The sequence below is a fragment of the Mammaliicoccus sp. FSL K6-3158 genome (genome assembly GCF_038005105.1).
In the GTDB taxonomy this organism is placed as follows: Bacteria; Bacillota; Bacilli; order Staphylococcales; family Staphylococcaceae; genus Mammaliicoccus; species Mammaliicoccus sciuri.
The window spans coordinates 535,457-554,150 of record NZ_JBBOSL010000001.1 but is presented as its reverse complement, the minus strand read 5'-3'; the positions used below and the strand labels follow the sequence as shown (position 1 = coordinate 554,150).

The window sequence follows — 18,694 nt, the reverse complement described above, 5'->3', positions numbered from 1 at the left end:
TCATGTCAGAATTTAAAAAAGGTATTATTTATGCAATATTTGCATATATTATTTGGGGTGTCCTACCAATTTATTGGAACCTCGTAAGTGAAATTGGACCATTCGAAATTTTGGCACATCGTATTATATGGTCAGCAGTATTCATGTTATTACTGCTATTATTTACAAAACAATTTCCAATGTTCAAAGCAGCAACGATTAAATTATTTAAACAAAAGAAAATGCTATTCGCTATTATCATTGCTGGTTATATTATTACAGTGAACTGGGGTACATTTATCTGGGCTGTTAATAATCACCATGTACTACAAGCAAGTCTTGGTTATTACATCAATCCGTTAATGAGTATTTTCTTAGCTTTTATTTTCTTAGGAGAACGATTCTCAAAAGCTCAATGGGTAGCTATACTATTAGCATTTGTCGGTGTTATTTATATGACTTTTCAAGTTGGCGAATTTCCATTCGTTTCAATATTACTCGCAACATCATTTGCGCTTTATGGGTTAATCAAGAAAGTTGTAGATATTGATGCATTTAGTAGTATTACGATAGAATGTATCGTAACATTACCAGCAGCACTTATTTATATCTTCTACTTATCACAACATAATACCGTTACATTTGGTATGAACAGTTCAAGCGGATGGTTATTACTTTCTGGTGCTGTTACAGCTGTTCCATTAATTTTATTTAGTGCTGGAGCAAGAAGAATACCACTATCATTAACAGGCTTTATACAATATATCGGTCCAACTATCATGTTCTTTATCGGTATATTCTTGTTAAACGAACATTTCGATGTTGATCAATTTATTACATTCATATTTATCTGGGCAGGTATTATCATATATAGCTACAGTAAATATGTAGAACTTAATCGCAATAGAAAAAAATTAACAAAAGAAGCTAGCTAAAAAACAATAGAAGCAATAAATAAAGGGTGAGACATTTATTGATGTCTCACCCTTTATTTATTAATATATATCGCCACAAGTTGTAGCTAATAATGCTTTAATTGTATGCATTCTATTTTCTGCTTGTTGGAATACTTTCGAATAATCTGATCTAAATACGTCATCTGTCACTTCCATACTTGTTACACCAAATTTTTCGAAACAAAGCGCGCCCATTTCAGTATTCAAATCATGAATAGCTGGTAAGCAATGTAAAAATAAAGTTTCATTTTTACCAGTTAAATTAATTAAGTTTTGATTAACCTGGTAATCTTTAAGTAATTCAAAGCGTTCTTCCAATTGTTGTTCCTCACCCATTGAACACCAAACATCTGTATATATGATATCACTGCCGTAAATACCTTCTTGGATATTATCTGTAATTAATATCTCACTTCCAGATTCTTTACTAAATGACAATGCCATATTTTGAACTTCTTCATTTGGTTGGAGTGATGATGGTGCAACAATATGAATATTCACACCTAAAATTGCACTCGTAACGAGCAACGAGTTCGCAACATTATTGCGTCCATCTCCTATAAACGTCAAAGTCTTTCCTTCGTATGTACCAAAGTATTCTTTAATTGTCATAAAGTCTGCTAACATTTGTGTAGGATGCCACTCATTTGTTAAGCCATTCCATACTGGTACGTTCGAAAATTGAGCTAAATCTTCTACTGTCTTTTGTTCAAATCCTCTAAAAGCAATACCATCAAACATAGATCCAAGTACGACTGCTGTATCTTCAACAGATTCTTTCTTACCTAACTGTAAATCATCTTTACCTAAATAAGACACACTTGCACCCATCTTAGTTGCAGCTACTGTGAAAGCTGAACGTGTTCTCGTTGATTGCTTTTCAAATAATAAAGCGATATGTTTCCCGTTTAAATAACGGTGTGGGATTTGATGCTTTTCTTTGAATTTTAATTCCATTGCCAAATCAATAAGCGATTCTAATTCTCCTTTAGAAAAATCAACTTCTTTTAAAAAACTTGTCTTGTTTAATTCCTTTAACATAGATAACTTCGTCCCAATGAAACCAGCTCCTCATTTATTTATAAAGATAATATTACAACATAGCATTCTGTTTGTAAATAGTTATTCAATATATTGCATAAAAATACTATCATCAATTAGTATGACATAATAATTAAAAAATATAACACATTTTCTCGTTTTTCTATTGAAAACGGATACATAATGCGTTATGATGTAGTCATCAAACAAAAGGATGTGTTTAGATATGGCAATGAGAGTATCAAAGGACAATAATCAAGTTCATATTCAATGGAGAGTAGCGGACATTACAATTCCAAATAATGAAATTAAAAACATTAAAGAGGATCAAGATATTCACGCTTTGTCTAATGAAGCCCAAGATCATATCGTAAGAATTGGCTCAACTTTTGGCAAAACAAATCGTGTGATTATCGAAACAAATGATAAAGAATATATTATTTATACACATGCTGATAAGAAAGTTTACAACGAACTTACTAAAGAAGCTTAAGTTCAAACTTTCAGGCATTTTAAATAAACACCTCGAAGTCATATAAAGCTGACTTCGTGGTGTTATTTATATGGCATTTTCAAATTGAATTATTATGATACATTTTTAAAGCATGCTAACATATAAGAAAGGAGTGATGATCAATATGTTAAGAGACTTAAAAGGGCTCAATGCAGTCATTACAGGTGGCTCTAAAGGTATCGGTAAATCAATCGCGATTGCATTAGCTCACGAAGGCGTCAACGTTGCAATTGCAAGTAGAAATATTGATACTTTAAAAGCAACAGCCGATGAACTTAAACAATATGACGTCAAAGTATTTTATAAAGAAACTAATATTGCGCACCAAAAAGATGTGCAACGTTTTATAGAAGATTCATATCATGCATTAGGCTCTATTGATATCGTGATAAATAATGCAGGTATTATGAAGAACAATTCATTTTTAGATGTAAGTGAATCTGAGTTTGATCAATTATTCAAAACAAATGTTAAAGGTATATATTACGTTTTACAAGAAGCATTACCACATCTCGTAAGACAAAAAAGCGGAGATGTTATTAATATCGCTTCAATGTCTGGTTTAAAAGCCAGTGCAACAAGCAGTATCTATTCTGCTACTAAATATGCAGTAATTGGTATGACTGAAGGTATTATGCAAGAAATGAGAAAACATAACATCCGAGTATCATATTTAACCCCTTCAGCTGTATTAACAGACTTAATTGGAGAAACACAATTACAAGAAGATACAATGACGCATCCAGAAGATATAGCAGACGTAGTCATATCACAATTGAAACTACAACCAAGAACATTTATGAAGACAGCACAAATCTGGGCTACTAACCCAACACCAAAAGAATAGGAGAGATAACAATGTATGTTGTAACAAATAGAATTAAAATGAAAAAAGGTTATGCAGAAAAATTAGCACCAATGTTTACTAAAGGTGGCGCATTACAAGAAATGAAAGGTTTCATAAAAGTTGAAACTTGGAACATGCAAGACATTGATGAAAATGACGAATTACATGTAAATATGTGGTGGGAAGAACTAGAAGACTTTGAAGCATGGAAAACGAGCGATGCATTTAAACAAGCACATAGTCGCGGTGGAGACAGTAATAAAGACAAAGGTGAATCACCAATGTTAGGATCTGAAATCGCAATCGCTAAAGTCGAAACAACAATCGATCCAAAATAATAATATAAAAACGGACAAACTGAACTATTTAAGTTCATTTTGTCCGTTTTTTAATTTAAAAGAAAATATGAGCTAATATTACAATTATCGGTAATGCAATAATTGTACGCATAATATAAATCATGAAGAGTTTCCCTAGGCTTACTGGTATTTTCGAACCGAGTATAACGCCCCCTACTTCTGATAAATATATTAATTGTGAAATACTTAAAGCACCTACGATAAATCTTGTCATATCACTTGGTACATTACTAATAAGTAATGATGGTAAGAACATATCTGCAAAACCGATTAATAATGTTTCAGACATTTCTTTTGCATATGGTATTTGCATTAATTCTAATAATGGTACAAATGGTGCACCTAAAATACTAAATGTTGGTGTATATTCAGCAACAATAGTTGCTAATGTACCGATTGTCATAACGACTGGTAGTACTGCTAACCACATATCCAATACAGTTTTCACACCATTGATAATGAATTGTTTAAAGTCAGGTGATTTTACAGCTTTTTGAGTTGCTTGTTCAAATCCCCATGATATTGGATTATGTGTTTTAGGAATTGATTCATTTAATTGCTCAGTGCTACCGTTTGAATACTTATCTGGAATTTGTTTAAGTGGCCAAATTCTAGGCATTATAAAAGCTGCTACAACACAAGCTAAAATAACGGATAAATAAAATTTAAAGAAATAATCCATTAAGCCAATTGTTTGAGCAATGACAATTGCAAATGTGATGGATACAACAGAGAATGTTGTCGCAATGACAGTTGCCTCTCGACGTGTATAAAAGCCTTGTTCATATTGTTGACTTGTGATCATTACGCCTACAGTTCCATCACCAATAAATGAAGCTAGATTATCAACAGTTGATCTACCAGGTAATTTAAATACTGGTCTCATAATTGGCGCAAACATTGGTCCTAAAAATTCTAATAAACCAAAGTCCATTAATAATGGTAAAAACAAACCTGCAAAGAAGAATACTGCAAGCAATGTTGGTAATAAATCATTGTAAACCATTAATCCAGTATTTTCATTTACAACTATACCAGGTCCAAAATCGAAATAAATGAATATTGCAAATATCGCACCTATTATTCTGATTACGACCCAAATCCAATTGACGTTAAACAATTCGTTCGCTATAGATCTCTTAGTAGAAGTACTGAATATCGTAGAATAGATTAATGTCATTACTGCAGAGAAACTAATTAAAAGCATTATAATTAGTCCGGCATAGTCACCTATCCAATCTAAAGCTGTATTTGCAAGGTATGCAACAGGTAAACTTGTTTCTTTCTCCCCTTTATCGTCAGTTACCGTAACGGGAACTAAAAATAAATATATTCCTAACACTGATAATATAATAAACTTTAACCTTCCTACTAAAACGCTCGTCTCTTTCATACTTTCTCTCCTTTTCGCAAGACTAACTATACACAAAAATTAATAAATATTCAATACTATTCATCTCTAATTGTATTATATATTTTTATGTAAGCGCTGTCATTATTTTTAGTAAAAATAAAAGAATTATTAATCATAATATACCAATGTATTTATTATAATTTTTCTTTAAATATTTTTAATTTTCAAACATCTATTTATTATCCGTATAATATATAGATCAATTCCAATTAAATCTTTCATTTTATACCTTAAAAACACCTTAAATTTCTGATTGTTCGGGTATTAAATTTTATCTGTATTTTTACAAATCACACTGTTATAATCATGATTATATGTCAAAGAGAAGGAGTTATATGATGTCGAAACCTCGATTAATTACATTTATGTTAAGCGTATTTGTTGTGGGAATGGTTGAACTAATGATTGCAGGTATACTTACTTTAATGAGTAAAGATTTGAATGTATCAGAAGCAATTGTAGGACAACTTGTAACAGTTTATGCATTAACATTCGCAATTAGTGGTCCCATACTTGTTAAACTCACTAAAAACGTCTCACCAAAGACTGTATTATTAGTAAGTATGGCTATATTTATTTTAGGAAACGGAATAATTGCGATTTCACCTAACTTTACAATACTAGTAATAGGTAGAGTATTATCTTCAGCGGCTGCTGCTATTATTGTCGTGAAGATTTTATCTTTAACTGTTGTGTATTCAAATCCAAGCGAACGCGGGAAAATGATTGGACTTGTTTATACTGGTTTCAGTGCAGCTAACGTACTTGGTGTTCCTCTAGGCACTAAAATAGGTGATTTAGTAGGTTGGAGAATGTCATTTGTATTTATATCTACAGTAGGGATTATTGCACTTATACTTATTATTTTTAATGTAGCAAGCAATAAAATAGATACAGTAGAATCTTCTAGTCAAAGCCAAGATTACAAAGTCGTTCATCCGTTAGAAATTGTAAAATATTTAAGCATAACTTTCCTTATATTAGCGGCAAATTATGTTGTCGTAACGTATATTAGTCCGTTACTATCTGTGTATGGATATGATTTAAATATCGTATCACTCGTACTACTCGTAGCTGGTATCGGTGCAATTATTGGTACTTCATTAGGTGGATATATTACAGATGCATTAGGCAGTAAAAAGTGGCTATTAATTTCATTAAGTACTTATACAGTACTAATGCTTGTATTTGAACAATTCTTACCTATACTTGTTATTACATTAATAGGCGTATTTGCTTGGAATATTGTCCAATGGGGATCAAATCCACCTATCCAAATCGGTATCATCTCTCAAATTGAAGGAGATACAAGTGCGGCAATGAGTTGGAACATGTCTAGTTTAAATGCAGGAATAGGCGCTGGTTCATTATTAGGTGGTATATTTGTATCATACTTTAATGTAGTATCTAGTCTATATGTAGCTGGTGCATTGAGCTTCATTGCATTCCTAATTTGTTTAACGATTAAGAAACAACCAAAGACGCAAAAAGTATAAAAAAAGCGAGTGAGATATTTATCTCACTCGCTTTTTTTATACTTTATTGTAATTCTTTATTGCTTTTTGATTGGCTTTCTTCATCTGATGATGCGTTCTTTTGTTCGTATTCTTTTCTACTCATAACATCATCAACGTGCATATTTACTTCAACAACTTCAAGTCCAGTCATATGTTTAACTTGCTCTTTAACTAAGTCCGCAACTTTTTTGAAGATTTTAGGAGCTGATTCACCATATTCTAAAATTACTTTTAAATCTACAGCTGCTTGTTTTTCTCCTACTTCAACAGAAACCCCTTGCGTTACGTTATTTCCAGATGTGAAACGATCAGTTAAGCTAGAAGCAAAGCCGCCTTTCATATCTAAAATACCTCTAACCTCTCTAGCAGCAATTCCAGCAATTTTTTCTACTACTTCATCTGAAAATGATAATGTATTTGAAAATTGTTGCTCTTGAGCTTGAGCTTGTTGTTGTTGAGCTTCGCGCTCTTGTTCATTTACCCCTGTTTGTTCATTGTAACTACTTTTTACTTTGTTGTTGTCTACGTTTGCCATAATAGATTCTCTCCCTTTAATTTATAATTTGTTTATTTGCATTATTTATATTGTAAGCAGTCTAACTTATTCTATTTAAGAAATTTAAGAACTGCTGTGTACAATCTTTAATATACCCCAATCCTACACCTATTAAACATAGGACTAGGATTAAAACTGTTTTCCAAAAACCAATTGTTAAAAATAGTACTGCTAATATTAACATTGCGATAAAACCAATAATTCTCCATTTATATTCTTTAATAAAATTAATGAATTGATTTGGATCTTGATTTTCATTTGGCATAATCGGAACCTCCTATCCTTAGTCTTATAAAACTCTTGTGTCACTCGATTTTTGATCTCTGACATTAATCTCAATATTTTTTACAGGTATTTCTGAGAAATGCTCAACATTTTCCTTAATATCTGATTTAATTCGATCCGTTAATGTTTGAATTTGGCCTGTATCTGAAACCACAAAGAAATCAGCTTTGATTGTTGCATAAGATTTATTTTTCTTATTATACAGTTTAGAAATAACATTTGGTTGACGTACTTCATCGTATTTTTGAATAGTACGATAAACACATTTTTCAACTGAATTTCTCGTAATATAAATGTGACCATCCTCATAGTCACGATGTAAGCCTGGCTTTTTATGTGTTGGTTTAAATGTTGCAAAGAACATCAATATACCAAAGAATATTAATACACCTGCACAAGCAATCAACGTTGGTTCAAACCAATTATATTTTAATAATTCTTGTTGATAGCTCTTAATTTGGCTAATATCCAAGTACATAAAAAGAAGCGTGCCTACAACTACTATTATGAATAAGCCTAGGAAAAAATTCTTTAATCTTCTCACTGGCAACTGCACCTCCTATGTAAAGTTCTATTACTACTCATAGTTATACCCCTAAAACGATTTTGAAAACTAAATTTTATAATTTAAGTAAACTTTTTTGGAACATGTTAATAAATCTTAAAATTTGTAGTAATTAAAAAATAAAAAACTCTCTTCCATTATAGAAAGAGAGTTCATTATTATATATGCGTTGATTTTTGCATTAAGTATAAGAAATAAGGAGCACCAACTATTGCAACAATAATACCTGCTGGAAGTCCGTTAGGTTCTAATACAATTTTACCAATTGTATCTGCTACAACAAGTAAAATCGCACCGTTTAACACTGCAATTGGTAAATATAATTGGTGTCTCGGTCCAACAATACTTCTTGCTATATGTGGTCCCATTAAGCCGACGAAACCAATTCCGCCTGCTACTGAAACTGCAGCTGATGATAATACAACAGCTAAGAATACAAGTAGTATTCTTTCTCTATTATTATTAATACCGAAAGAAACGGAAATTTGTTCATTCGTACTTAATACATTTAATACATTTGCTTTATAGAATAAGAATGGCATGACAATAGCTAACCATGGGATAAATGCGAACACAAACGGCCATTCATCTCCCCATATATTACCTGCAAACCATCTTGCGATAAATTCCATTTGATCTTGATCAAATGTAGACATAATTGTAATAGATGCACCACTCAGAGCAGTAGATAAACCTACACCTATTAAGACCATTCTTACAGGGTTTATACCTTCTCCACGTTTATGACTGAATATGAAAATAACCATTGCAGTTGCTAAACCGCCGAGCATACTTACAATTGGTAATACATATACAAAATCTCCTGCTTTTATCGTACCAACAACAAGAAATAGTGTAATCATAAACCCGCTTCCTGCATTAATACCAAGAATACCTGGTTCTGCTAAAGGGTTCTTGGTAATACTTTGTAGGATTGCACCACTTAACGCTAAACTTGCACCTGCAAGTATTGTGATGAGCATTCTAGGCATTCTGAATTCAAATAATACCATTGTATCTAGTTCATTACCTTGTCCAAAAATCGTCTTAAAAAATTGTGTAAAGGACATATTAAATTCACCAGTTGTCATAGCAAATCCCATAGAAGCAATAAGTGCGATAACTAATATAATAAATGTAATACGCTGCTTTTTAATTATTTTAGGATGTATCATAATATTTTACCGTCCCTTCTTACAAGATAAAGGAAGAACGGCACACCGATAATTGAGATAACAGCTCCAATAGGTGCTTCTCCTAACATTCTTGCAATCATATCTGCAAATAACAGGATAAAACCTCCAAGAACTGCTGATAAAGGTATCACACGTTTATAATCAGTTCCAACCATGAATCGAACAATATGTGGCACCATTAATCCGACAAATGCGATTTGTCCAACGATTGAAACCGCTATACCTGCTAGGAACATTGTAGCAATTAGACTCGTGTATCTAACAAATGTACTATTTTGACCTAATCCTTTTGAAAGTGTATCACCTAAACTAAGTATTGTAAGTTGTCTACTCATGATAATAAGGACAATTAAAATAACAATAACAATCGGTGTAGAGATCATAAGTTGTTTCCAAGTTGTACCACTTACACCACCAACACTCCAGAATGTTAATGTTTGATTTAATCTAAATATTAAAGCAATTCCTTCACTTGCAGCTGTTAAAAGCGCAGATACTGCAGCACCAGCAAGTACTAATCTCATTGGGCTGAACCCACCTCGTTTAGATGAGCCTACACTCATAACGAGTATGCCACCTATACCAGCACCTACAAATCCAGCAAGCATTAATGTGAAATAACCTGCATTAGGTATAACGGCTAAAGTTAAAGCAAGCATCATACTCGCACCAGCATTAAGCCCTAATAAACCAGGGTCAGCTAAGCCATTACGTGTAACACCTTGCATGACAGCACCGGATACAGCAAGTGCCATACCAACAATGACAGCACCTATTTCTCTCGGAATTCTTATTTCTCTTAATATATTATGTTCTTCTATTTTTGGATTATAATGAAAAATCGCATCATAAACCACTTGTATCGAAGTCGTCTTTGCACCAAATAAAAATGACAGAAGTAAAACAGCTACAAGTAACATGATTGTAACTGTTAATATAATGGGATAGCGATTAACTTTTAATGATTTAGTCTGAGTCATTGAGTTGCCATCCTTTATAACTTCGTATAGTGCTTACATAATAAATTATATGTTACAAGCATTGGTTTTCCAGTTCGTGGGTCTGTAGAGAGCTCTGCATCAATATTGAAGACTTCTTCCAATATTTCATTTGTTAAAACTTCTTCTGTTTGACCTTGTGCAACAATTTCACCAGATTTCATAGCAATTAAATGATCTGAAAAACGAATTGCTTGGTTAATATCATGTAATACCATAATAATTGTACAACCTTGTTCTTTATTTAATTCTTGTACAAGCTCTAAAATTTCTAATTGGTGTGAAATATCTAAATAAGTAGTTGGTTCATCTAAAAAGATGATATCTGTTTTTTGTGCGAGAGCCATTGCAATCCAAACACGTTGTCTTTGACCACCACTTAAATCGTTAATCGATCTATATTTAAAATCATGCGTACCTGTTACATTTAAAGCCCATTCAATTTCCTCTTTATCTTGTTTAGATAATCTACCGAAACCTTTTTGATGAGGAAATCTACCATAAGATACAAGTTCTCCAACTGTTAATCCATCTGCAACATCAGGAGATTGTGGCAAAATAGCAATTTTTTTAGCTATTTCTTTAGTTGAAGTTGAATGTAAATTCTTACCATCTAACAACACTTGACCCGTTTGTACATTTAATATACGGCTTAAAGCTTTTAATAAAGTAGACTTACCGCAACCATTTGGTCCAATTATAGAAGTCACTTTGCCATCTGGTATTTCAAGATTCAATTCATTAACTATTAATTTTTCACCATAACCTATTGAAATAGCTTCTCCCGTTAAACGATTCATAAAGAACCCTCTTTCCATTAAAATTAACTCTATTTATATGACATTTTCATTAATTGTATATATCTGTAAATGATAATCATTATCATCATTCATATTCATGTATTATAGCATTTAATAGTATCTTTTTCTATCATTTTCTGAATATTTTCGTATTCCGTTCACAAAAAGAGGTTGGAACACTTAACGTATTCCAACCTCTTAACATTATTATTCATCTACTAAAAATCCATTTCCAAGAACGTCTCTTACGTCATGGACAACGACAAATGCATTTTCATCAAATTTTCTAATCATGCGTTTTGTTCTAGAAAGTTGTGTCTTCGCAATAACGACATATAAGACATCTGTATCTTTCTTAGAATAATAGCCTCTACCATTTAGAATCGTACAACCACGACCAATTTGTTCATCAATCATTTTAGCGATTTGATCGGGATTTTGAGAAATGATTGTAACGGCTTTTTTAGGATTTAGACCTTCAATTACAAAGTCCATCACTTTTGTTCCTACATATAATGAAATCACTGTAAGTAACGCTTTTTCTAAAGGCATTACAGTAAGTGAGAACATCACGACGATAAGGTCAAAGAATAATAGAGCATATGATGTATTAACGTCTAAATACTTATGCGCTATTCGAGCAAGAATCGTCGTTCCAGCAGTCGTACCACCAGATAATACAATTAGTCCTATACCTAGACCAACCATGAAACCACCAAAGATTGTGTTAATTAAAATTTCATTCGTATGCACAACCCAAGAGTCAGTTAGACCTAGAAATACAGAAATAGCAATAACAGCTATTATCGTATAAACAGTACTTCTCTTGCTTAAAAATTTATAACCTAACGCAATTAAAATAGCATTTAAAATAAACGTAGACCATGCAGGTGAAATGTCGAATGCATAAAGTAAGATTAAAGAAACCCCAGTTACGCCACCTTCACCTAAATTAGCAGAAATGATAAAGGCATTAACACCCGTAGCAAAAATAAAAGATCCTGCCAAAATTAATATCATATCTCGTAAAATTCTATTTTTCATGACCTTACCTCCTCTATATTTTTTAACAGACATATAGATACTACCACAATCCTCAAATCCCCTCAACATGCCGATTATAAATAGAAGACGAATCATATAATGGATGTATAACGGTGATGTGAAGAAAGTAGTTTGAATTGAGTGAAGTGATAGAGGAGAGAGAAATAGGTGATGTCTTGGCTTAATTAGAGCGTTAAGCCATGACTTAGGCTATCTCTTGGCTTTATTCAGACATTAAGCCACAACTCGTGTGTTTATTCCTCCTTTAACTCACATCTTCCACTATCTTATATCTTCAATCCCCTTCATTTTCACATTCACCACTTAATTCAAACTGTCATCACCAAAAAAGTACCGACAAAATCGTTTCTAGATTTTGTCGGTACTACTGTCTTCGTATATTAAACCCCTGATATATCTTCCTCTTAAAATTCTTTTTCAAAGGGTTCTTGTATATCTTTTAACACTTTAACAGAGTTATCAAATAATGATTTTTCTTCTTCATCTAATGGCATTTCGATAACTTCTCTAATGCCTGATCTGTTTATAAGTGCTGGTACGCCTATATATACACCTTCATGTCCATACTCGCCTTCTAAATATGCAGACACTGTTAACACCACATCTTGGTTGTTCAAAATAGCTTTTGTAATACGCATTAACCCCATTGCTACTCCATAATAAGTTGCACCTTTTGCTTCAATAATTTCATATGCTGCATCACGAGTTTGTACAAATATTTCTTCTACTCTATGTTTGCGTGTTTCATCTTTTTCAATAATACTTCTTAATGGTTTACCTGCAATATTGGCATGAGACCAAACTGGTAATTCTGAATCACCATGTTCACCAATAATATTTGCATGAACACTTTGTGGTGCGACATCGAATTCTTCACTTAATAAATATCTAAATCTTGCTGTATCTAATATAGTACCTGATCCGATTACACGTTCTTTTGATAAACCTGAGAATTTCATAGTTGCATATGTTAATACATCTACTGGGTTAGTTGCAATTAAGAATATACCATCAAATCCTGAATCCATAATTTCAGTAACGATTGATTTGAAAATTTTCATATTTTTTGCTACTAAATCTAGTCTTGTTTCACCTGGTTTTTGAGCTGCACCTGCACAAATCACAACTAAGTCTGCATCATGACAATCTTTATAATCACCTGATTTAACTTTAATTGGTGAAGGACCATATACTGTACCATGATTTAAATCCATTACATCCCCGATTACTTTCTTTTTATCTAAGTCTATGATGACAAATTCATCACAAATACCTTGGTTTATCATTGAAAATGCATAACTTGAACCTACTGCACCATTACCTACTAATACGACTTTTTTACCTTTGAATTGTTTCATTATAATCGCTCCTCAATTTATATTTATAAAATTATTGTTAAAATAAATGTCCATATACAGATGAATATTAAGAATCCTACGCTATATTTCAAAGTCATTTTGAGCAATTCAGACTCTTTACCAACTTCTTTAACAGCAGCTGTTGCAATTGCGATAGATTGTGGTGAGATTAATTTAGCTGCTACACCACCTGCTGTATTTGCAGCAACTAACAATGGTCCACTTGTACCAATTTGACTAGCTACTGATGCTTGAATTGGTGCAAACAATGTGTTGTTATTTACAACTGAACCAGTCATGAATACACCTATCCAACCTAATACTGGAGATAGTATCGGGAAGATGTTACCAGCTTTTGCAATACCTTGTCCCATTGCACCTGTAAGTCCACCATAAGTTGTAATTTTCGCGATAGCTAAAATAAAACAGATTGTCAAAATTGGTAACCAAAGTTCTTTAATTGTTACGCCTAATAAATTAAAGGCATCACTGAACTTAAAGTGTTTCGAAATGAGTATTGTGATCACTACTGAAATTAATATTGCAGTACCTGTTGCACTAAATATGTCGATTTTTAATGTAATCAGTTTATTTGTAATTTCATTAAATGTTCCTGGAATATTTATATTCCATACTAATGAAGAAAGTAAACCACCTTCAGCAAATAAAGCTTTGAAAAATGGTGCACTCCATATCATGACAAAAATCGTTAAAATATAGAATGGGCTCCATGCATACATAATGGATTTAACAGAATGTTTCTTTGTTTCCAATACTTCTTGATCTGAAACTCTGAAAATATTTTTAGGTTGGTAATATTTTGAGAAAATTGCTAATGCAACCATTGATAATAATGGTGGTATAATATCAGCCAATTCTGGACCTTGGAAATACGTAATCAATATTTGTAAGCCAGTATATGTTGTACTTACAACAAGTATCATCGGTAAAATTTCTTTCACACCTTTAAATCCATCTAATATCATGACAAGTAAAAACGGAATAAAGAAGTTCAGGATTGGGAGTGTAAGTGTTGAAATCTGTGATACTTCAAGCGCTGAGATATTACCGTGAAGACCTAAACTATCTATAATACCAACTGGAATACCTATAGCACCAAAAGCGCCTGCTGCTCCGTTAGCAATTAAACAAAGCATTGCTGCCTGTAAAGGTTTAAAACCAATTTGAATTAACAATACACTACATATTGCGATAGGGACACCAAAACCAGCGGCACCTTCTAAAAATGCATTAAAGCTAAAACCTATTAATAATAATTGGATACGTTGGTCTTGAGAAATACCTGAAATACTATCTTGAATGATACTGAATTGTCCTGTACCAATTGAAACTTTGTATAACCATACTGCCATTACGACAATATAGCCTATTGGAAGAATACCTTGAAAGAATCCTTCTGTTATAGCACCAATCGCCACAGTATGTGGTAATTCGAAGATAAATGATGCAATGACTAAAGTTACAATAAGTGTCGTAATAGATGCATAAATACCTTTCATTTTAAAAACTGTTAAACATAATAGAAATAATATAATCGGTATACTAGCAACAATTGCTGATAGTGTAACGTTGTCTAATGGATTTATATTATTTAGTAGCACAATGAACAACTTCTTTCTTATTTTTATTTTTCAAGATGCGCATCTTTAACTTTTGTGATTCTTTTCACAATGTAAATATAGCACCTCAATTTCTTGAGGTCAATAGGTTTTATGCATATTTTGTGAAAATATTCACGATTTATTTACTACTGATTTTTTGATTTTTATTGAATCCTTTGCCCTATCTAAATGGTTGCGTTTTCATTATTTCTCATATTTTTTTAACTTTTTATAATAAAAACAAGATCCTGAAATATTTTTCTAAGATCTTGTTCAATACTATATTATTCAGTTAAACTTTGCGTATTTACAAAATGTCTATACTTTTCATGAGATGCTAATAATTCTTGATGTGTACCTACACCTGTAATTTGACCTTTATCTAAAAATACAATTTGATTGGCTTTTTTAATCGTAGCAAGTCTATGTGCAATCACAATAGTTGTGCGATCTTTCATTAATTCATTTAATGCTTGTTGAATGTAGAATTCACTTTCACTATCTAAATTAGCTGTCGCTTCATCTAATAGTAAAATATCTGGATTCTTAATGAAACTCCGTGCGATATCTATACGTTGTCTTTGCCCGCCAGATAATTTTGTACCTCTTTCACCGATTTCTGTATCAAACCCTTGTGGAAATGCCATTATAAAATCATAACATCGTGCCATCTTCGTATAGTGTACAAGTGTTTCTTCTTCTACTTCTGAATAGACACCATATGTTAAATTATCTCTTATCGTCCCTGACATCATTGCATTAGATTGCATAACATATCCAATTTTCTGTCGCCAATATTTTAAAGATATATCATCTATTGGTTGGTTTCCATATAATATTTGGCCGTGATCGATTGGATAAAGTCTTTCAATTAAACTAAACAGCGTACTTTTTCCTGAGCCAGAAGGACCAACAAATGCCGTAACTTCTCCAGATCGAATAGATAAAGATAAATCTTTAATAACGGAATGAGCTTCATATCCAAATGAAACATTTTCAAATGTAATATCTTGATGATTCGTAATCGGTTGATTATGATCATCACCTCTTTTTTCCGCTTCTTCTTGATAAATCTCATAGATACGTTCACTTGCGCCGACAGCTTTCTTATAATCCGTTAAAAACATTGAAAAATTCAAAATTGGCGCTGATAATTGCACGACATAGAATATCATTGCGACCAATGTACCTGCAGTAATCGCTCCACTCGAAACTCTAATACCACCAAAACCAAGTATCACAGCCACTGTTAACGTCATAATAACGCCTGAAAGCGGGGAAATGATTGCTCTGATTTTAGCTTCTTTTAAACCAAGATCATATATACCTAATAAAGTTCCTTTTGTTTTTTCGAGTTCTTTTTCTTCTGATGTTGTCACTTTAACTAATTTCATTTCAGTCAGCACTCTTCCTAATATACCGCTGAATCTAGAAATCTCAGTTTGTGTGTCTCTTGAGATTTTACCCATTTTTCGTCCTAAAGGTACCATTATTCCTATAAATATTGGTAAGATTAGGAACGTCATGAGCGTCATTTGCCAATCTAAAATAAATAACATCACTATCGAACCAATAAGTGTTAACAATGATGGTAATACGCTAGGTGCTTTTTCAGAGATAAATAAGTTAATCACATTCGTATCATCTGTAATTCTACTCATCAATTGTCCACTTTCATTTTTGTCAAAGAAACTCATTTTCAAATTGATTAAATGCTTCCAGAGCTTTTCCCTAATTGAATAAATTGTTTTTTCACCAATCTTGCTTAGTAAATATGTCCCGATACCACTCAAGACTGCATTTACTAAAAATACGCCTATAAAAAGCCAAACCATTCTTAAATCTAAACTTTCTGCATTAAATGTATCTACTAATTTCCCAGTAAATAATGGTACAAGCAAACCACTAAGACTACCTAAAATTGAAAGTGTCATAGCCGTAAACACTAATTTTTTAGGCCAGTCTACCTTTTTTAGTAAATAAAGCAGAGGATTTTGTTTTGTCATTTTAATAACCTCTTCACTAAAGTTAATGATATAGTTATATTTTACAGCATTGAGATTATACATACCAAATTTAAAATATGTTCACAAAAAATTAACGTTCATTTGTTATCTTATTGTAGGGTAGTTAATTAATATATGTTAGAATGATATAGTTAATTTTAAAAATAAATAAAGAGGTCTTATCCATGAAAAAAAGTCTATTATTATTTTTTGCATTACTTATATTGAGCATATCGGTAACTCAAAATACTTATGCAGCGGATAATCCGAAATCACCAACACAAGTAGCCAATGAAAATGGATACTCACTCGGTGAAATCTATGAACCTGAAGGCGCTATTAACTATAGTTCTGAGACTGGTCAAATTATGTATGAATATAAAATAGATGCTAAATGGTATCCAGCAAGTATGTCTAAATTAATGACATTATATTTAACTGAGAAAGCAATCAATAGTGGTAAACTTGATAAAAATGCTAAAGTTAAAATGACGGATGAAGAATATCGTTTATCTACATTACCAGAATTAAGTAATACAAAATTGTATCCAGGAGATGTATATACAATCTCTGAACTTATGCAAATAACCGTTTCTAACTCTTCAAATGCAGGTGCGATGATTTTAGGAAGAGAAACGATGAAAGCTGAGAACTTAGCTTCTGCTAAAAAGATAGATAAAAAAGATAAAGACTCCAATAAAAATACTGCATCTAAACAACAAAAAAAGGATTTAGATTCTGACTTTGTTGACTACATGAATGAAACAGCAAAGAAATTAGGTATGGAACATACAAAATTCTACAATGCCAACGGTGCTTCTAATAATTTATTATTAGAATATAAAGCAAAACGATATCAATCAGATGAGGATAATTATTCAACATCTAGAGACTATGCAATTTTAACGCAACACCTTGTAAAACAGTATCCTGATATTTTAGAATACACTAAAAAAGTTGCCCCTACTGTTCACTACGTTACATATTATACGTATAATCATTCACTTGAAGGTGCAGATATGTCACTTAAAGGTACAGATGGTCTAAAAACGGGTTCTAGTGACACAGCGGACTATAACCACAGTCTTTCTACTAAAAGAGATGGATTAAGAATTAATCAAATTCTCTTTGGTGCCGGAGACTATAATAGTGTCGGTGGTGAGAAAGAACGTAATATGATGGGTAATAGCTTGATGGAAAAATCATTTAAAGAATATGAATGGAAAAAAGTATTATCTAAAGGGACTCAAAAAATTAATGGCAAGAAATATTATGTAACAGAAGATTTATATGATGTCGTTCGTAAAGGCGTAGATTATAAAGTTGTACTTCAAGATGGACGTGCAAGCATTGATTATAACCGATCTTATATCGATGATAGCTATGGTCCACCATCTGTAAAAGTAGAAACACCAAGTAAACATAAATTTAACGAAACAAAGAAAAAAGTTACAAGCACTGATAATAGACCTATTATTATGACAGCATCTATTTTACTTGCTGTCGGTATTATCCTTTTATTAACTTGGTTAATCAAACGTAAGAAAAAATAATAACGGATATTAAGTCTTAAGTCCGACAACAAAAACGTCACTTTAGTGTAGAATAGTCTTAAA

Annotated in this window: 18 protein-coding genes; 6 read left to right on the top strand and 12 right to left on the bottom strand. The window is 32.1% G+C overall.

Features of this window, described 5'->3' with window-relative positions:
* Positions 1-2 precede the first annotated feature (2 nt).
* Positions 3-914, top strand: coding sequence for an EamA family transporter RarD (rarD, locus tag MHH94_RS02535; RefSeq protein WP_078355139.1), 912 nt, complete (start codon positions 3-5; stop codon positions 912-914).
* A 60-nt stretch (positions 915-974) separates the two neighbouring features.
* On the opposite strand, the gene argF is transcribed toward rarD, so the two are convergent.
* Entirely contained in the window at positions 975-1,976 is a 1,002-nt protein-coding gene (gene argF, locus MHH94_RS02530) for an ornithine carbamoyltransferase (RefSeq protein ID WP_048540081.1), read from the bottom strand.
* A 226-nt stretch (positions 1,977-2,202) separates the two neighbouring features.
* Between argF and MHH94_RS02525 the strand changes: the two genes are divergently transcribed.
* From MHH94_RS02525 to MHH94_RS02515, 3 genes are all read left to right on the top strand, one after another.
* Positions 2,203-2,469, top strand: coding sequence for a SunI/YnzG family protein (locus MHH94_RS02525; RefSeq protein ID WP_025904965.1), 267 nt, complete (start codon positions 2,203-2,205; stop codon positions 2,467-2,469).
* Between the two features lie 145 nt (positions 2,470-2,614).
* Complete coding sequence (locus MHH94_RS02520) at positions 2,615-3,337, top strand: SDR family NAD(P)-dependent oxidoreductase (RefSeq protein WP_058592539.1); 723 nt, start codon at positions 2,615-2,617, stop codon at positions 3,335-3,337.
* 11 nt (positions 3,338-3,348) lie between these two features.
* Positions 3,349-3,675, top strand: coding sequence for a heme oxygenase (locus tag MHH94_RS02515; RefSeq protein WP_107617029.1), 327 nt, complete (start codon positions 3,349-3,351; stop codon positions 3,673-3,675).
* A gap of 55 nt (positions 3,676-3,730) precedes the next feature.
* Here the strand turns inward: MHH94_RS02515 and MHH94_RS02510 are convergent, their stop codons facing one another.
* Entirely contained in the window at positions 3,731-5,089 is a 1,359-nt protein-coding gene (locus MHH94_RS02510) for a YjiH family protein (protein ID WP_048540075.1), read from the bottom strand.
* A 359-nt stretch (positions 5,090-5,448) separates the two neighbouring features.
* On the opposite strand from MHH94_RS02510, the gene MHH94_RS02505 reads away from it, so the two are divergent.
* Complete coding sequence (locus MHH94_RS02505; protein WP_119650274.1) at positions 5,449-6,606, top strand: MFS transporter; 1,158 nt, start codon at positions 5,449-5,451, stop codon at positions 6,604-6,606.
* 43 nt (positions 6,607-6,649) lie between these two features.
* Here the strand turns inward: MHH94_RS02505 and MHH94_RS02500 are convergent, their stop codons facing one another.
* From MHH94_RS02500 to MHH94_RS02455, 10 genes are all read right to left on the bottom strand, one after another.
* Positions 6,650-7,162 (bottom strand): Asp23/Gls24 family envelope stress response protein, encoded by a 513-nt coding sequence (locus MHH94_RS02500; RefSeq protein ID WP_058592199.1) that lies wholly within the window; start codon positions 7,160-7,162, stop codon positions 6,650-6,652.
* Positions 7,163-7,223: 61 nt separating this feature from the next.
* Entirely contained in the window at positions 7,224-7,451 is a 228-nt protein-coding gene (locus MHH94_RS02495) for a DUF2273 domain-containing protein (protein ID WP_369919472.1), read from the bottom strand.
* A 21-nt stretch (positions 7,452-7,472) separates the two neighbouring features.
* Positions 7,473-8,012 (bottom strand): alkaline shock response membrane anchor protein AmaP, encoded by a 540-nt coding sequence (amaP, locus tag MHH94_RS02490; protein ID WP_048540111.1) that lies wholly within the window; start codon positions 8,010-8,012, stop codon positions 7,473-7,475.
* A 179-nt stretch (positions 8,013-8,191) separates the two neighbouring features.
* On the bottom strand, positions 8,192-9,208 hold the full coding sequence (locus MHH94_RS02485; RefSeq protein WP_048540071.1) for a FecCD family ABC transporter permease: 1,017 nt from the start codon (positions 9,206-9,208) through the stop codon (positions 8,192-8,194).
* On the bottom strand, positions 9,205-10,209 hold the full coding sequence (locus MHH94_RS02480) for a FecCD family ABC transporter permease (protein ID WP_048540068.1): 1,005 nt from the start codon (positions 10,207-10,209) through the stop codon (positions 9,205-9,207). Before MHH94_RS02480 ends, MHH94_RS02485 begins: the two co-directional genes overlap by 4 nt.
* 14 nt (positions 10,210-10,223) lie before the next feature.
* On the bottom strand, positions 10,224-11,027 hold the full coding sequence (locus MHH94_RS02475) for an ABC transporter ATP-binding protein (protein WP_232156825.1): 804 nt from the start codon (positions 11,025-11,027) through the stop codon (positions 10,224-10,226).
* Between the two features lie 207 nt (positions 11,028-11,234).
* Positions 11,235-12,071, bottom strand: coding sequence for a YitT family protein (locus tag MHH94_RS02470; RefSeq protein ID WP_048540065.1), 837 nt, complete (start codon positions 12,069-12,071; stop codon positions 11,235-11,237).
* Between the two features lie 425 nt (positions 12,072-12,496).
* Positions 12,497-13,450 carry an L-lactate dehydrogenase gene (locus tag MHH94_RS02465; RefSeq protein ID WP_048540064.1) on the bottom strand — a complete coding sequence of 318 codons (954 nt, stop codon included), beginning with the start codon at positions 13,448-13,450 and terminating at the stop codon, positions 12,497-12,499.
* Positions 13,451-13,473: 23 nt separating this feature from the next.
* Entirely contained in the window at positions 13,474-15,072 is a 1,599-nt protein-coding gene (locus MHH94_RS02460; protein WP_058592200.1) for an L-lactate permease, read from the bottom strand.
* A gap of 284 nt (positions 15,073-15,356) precedes the next feature.
* Positions 15,357-17,078 (bottom strand): ABC transporter ATP-binding protein, encoded by a 1,722-nt coding sequence (locus tag MHH94_RS02455; RefSeq protein WP_075578423.1) that lies wholly within the window; start codon positions 17,076-17,078, stop codon positions 15,357-15,359.
* A 185-nt stretch (positions 17,079-17,263) separates the two neighbouring features.
* On the opposite strand from MHH94_RS02455, the gene pbp4 reads away from it, so the two are divergent.
* Positions 17,264-18,631, top strand: a complete 1,368-nt coding sequence (gene pbp4, locus MHH94_RS02450) for a penicillin-binding protein PBP4 (RefSeq protein ID WP_058592202.1) — start codon at positions 17,264-17,266, stop codon at positions 18,629-18,631.
* Positions 18,632-18,694: the final 63 nt, after the last annotated feature.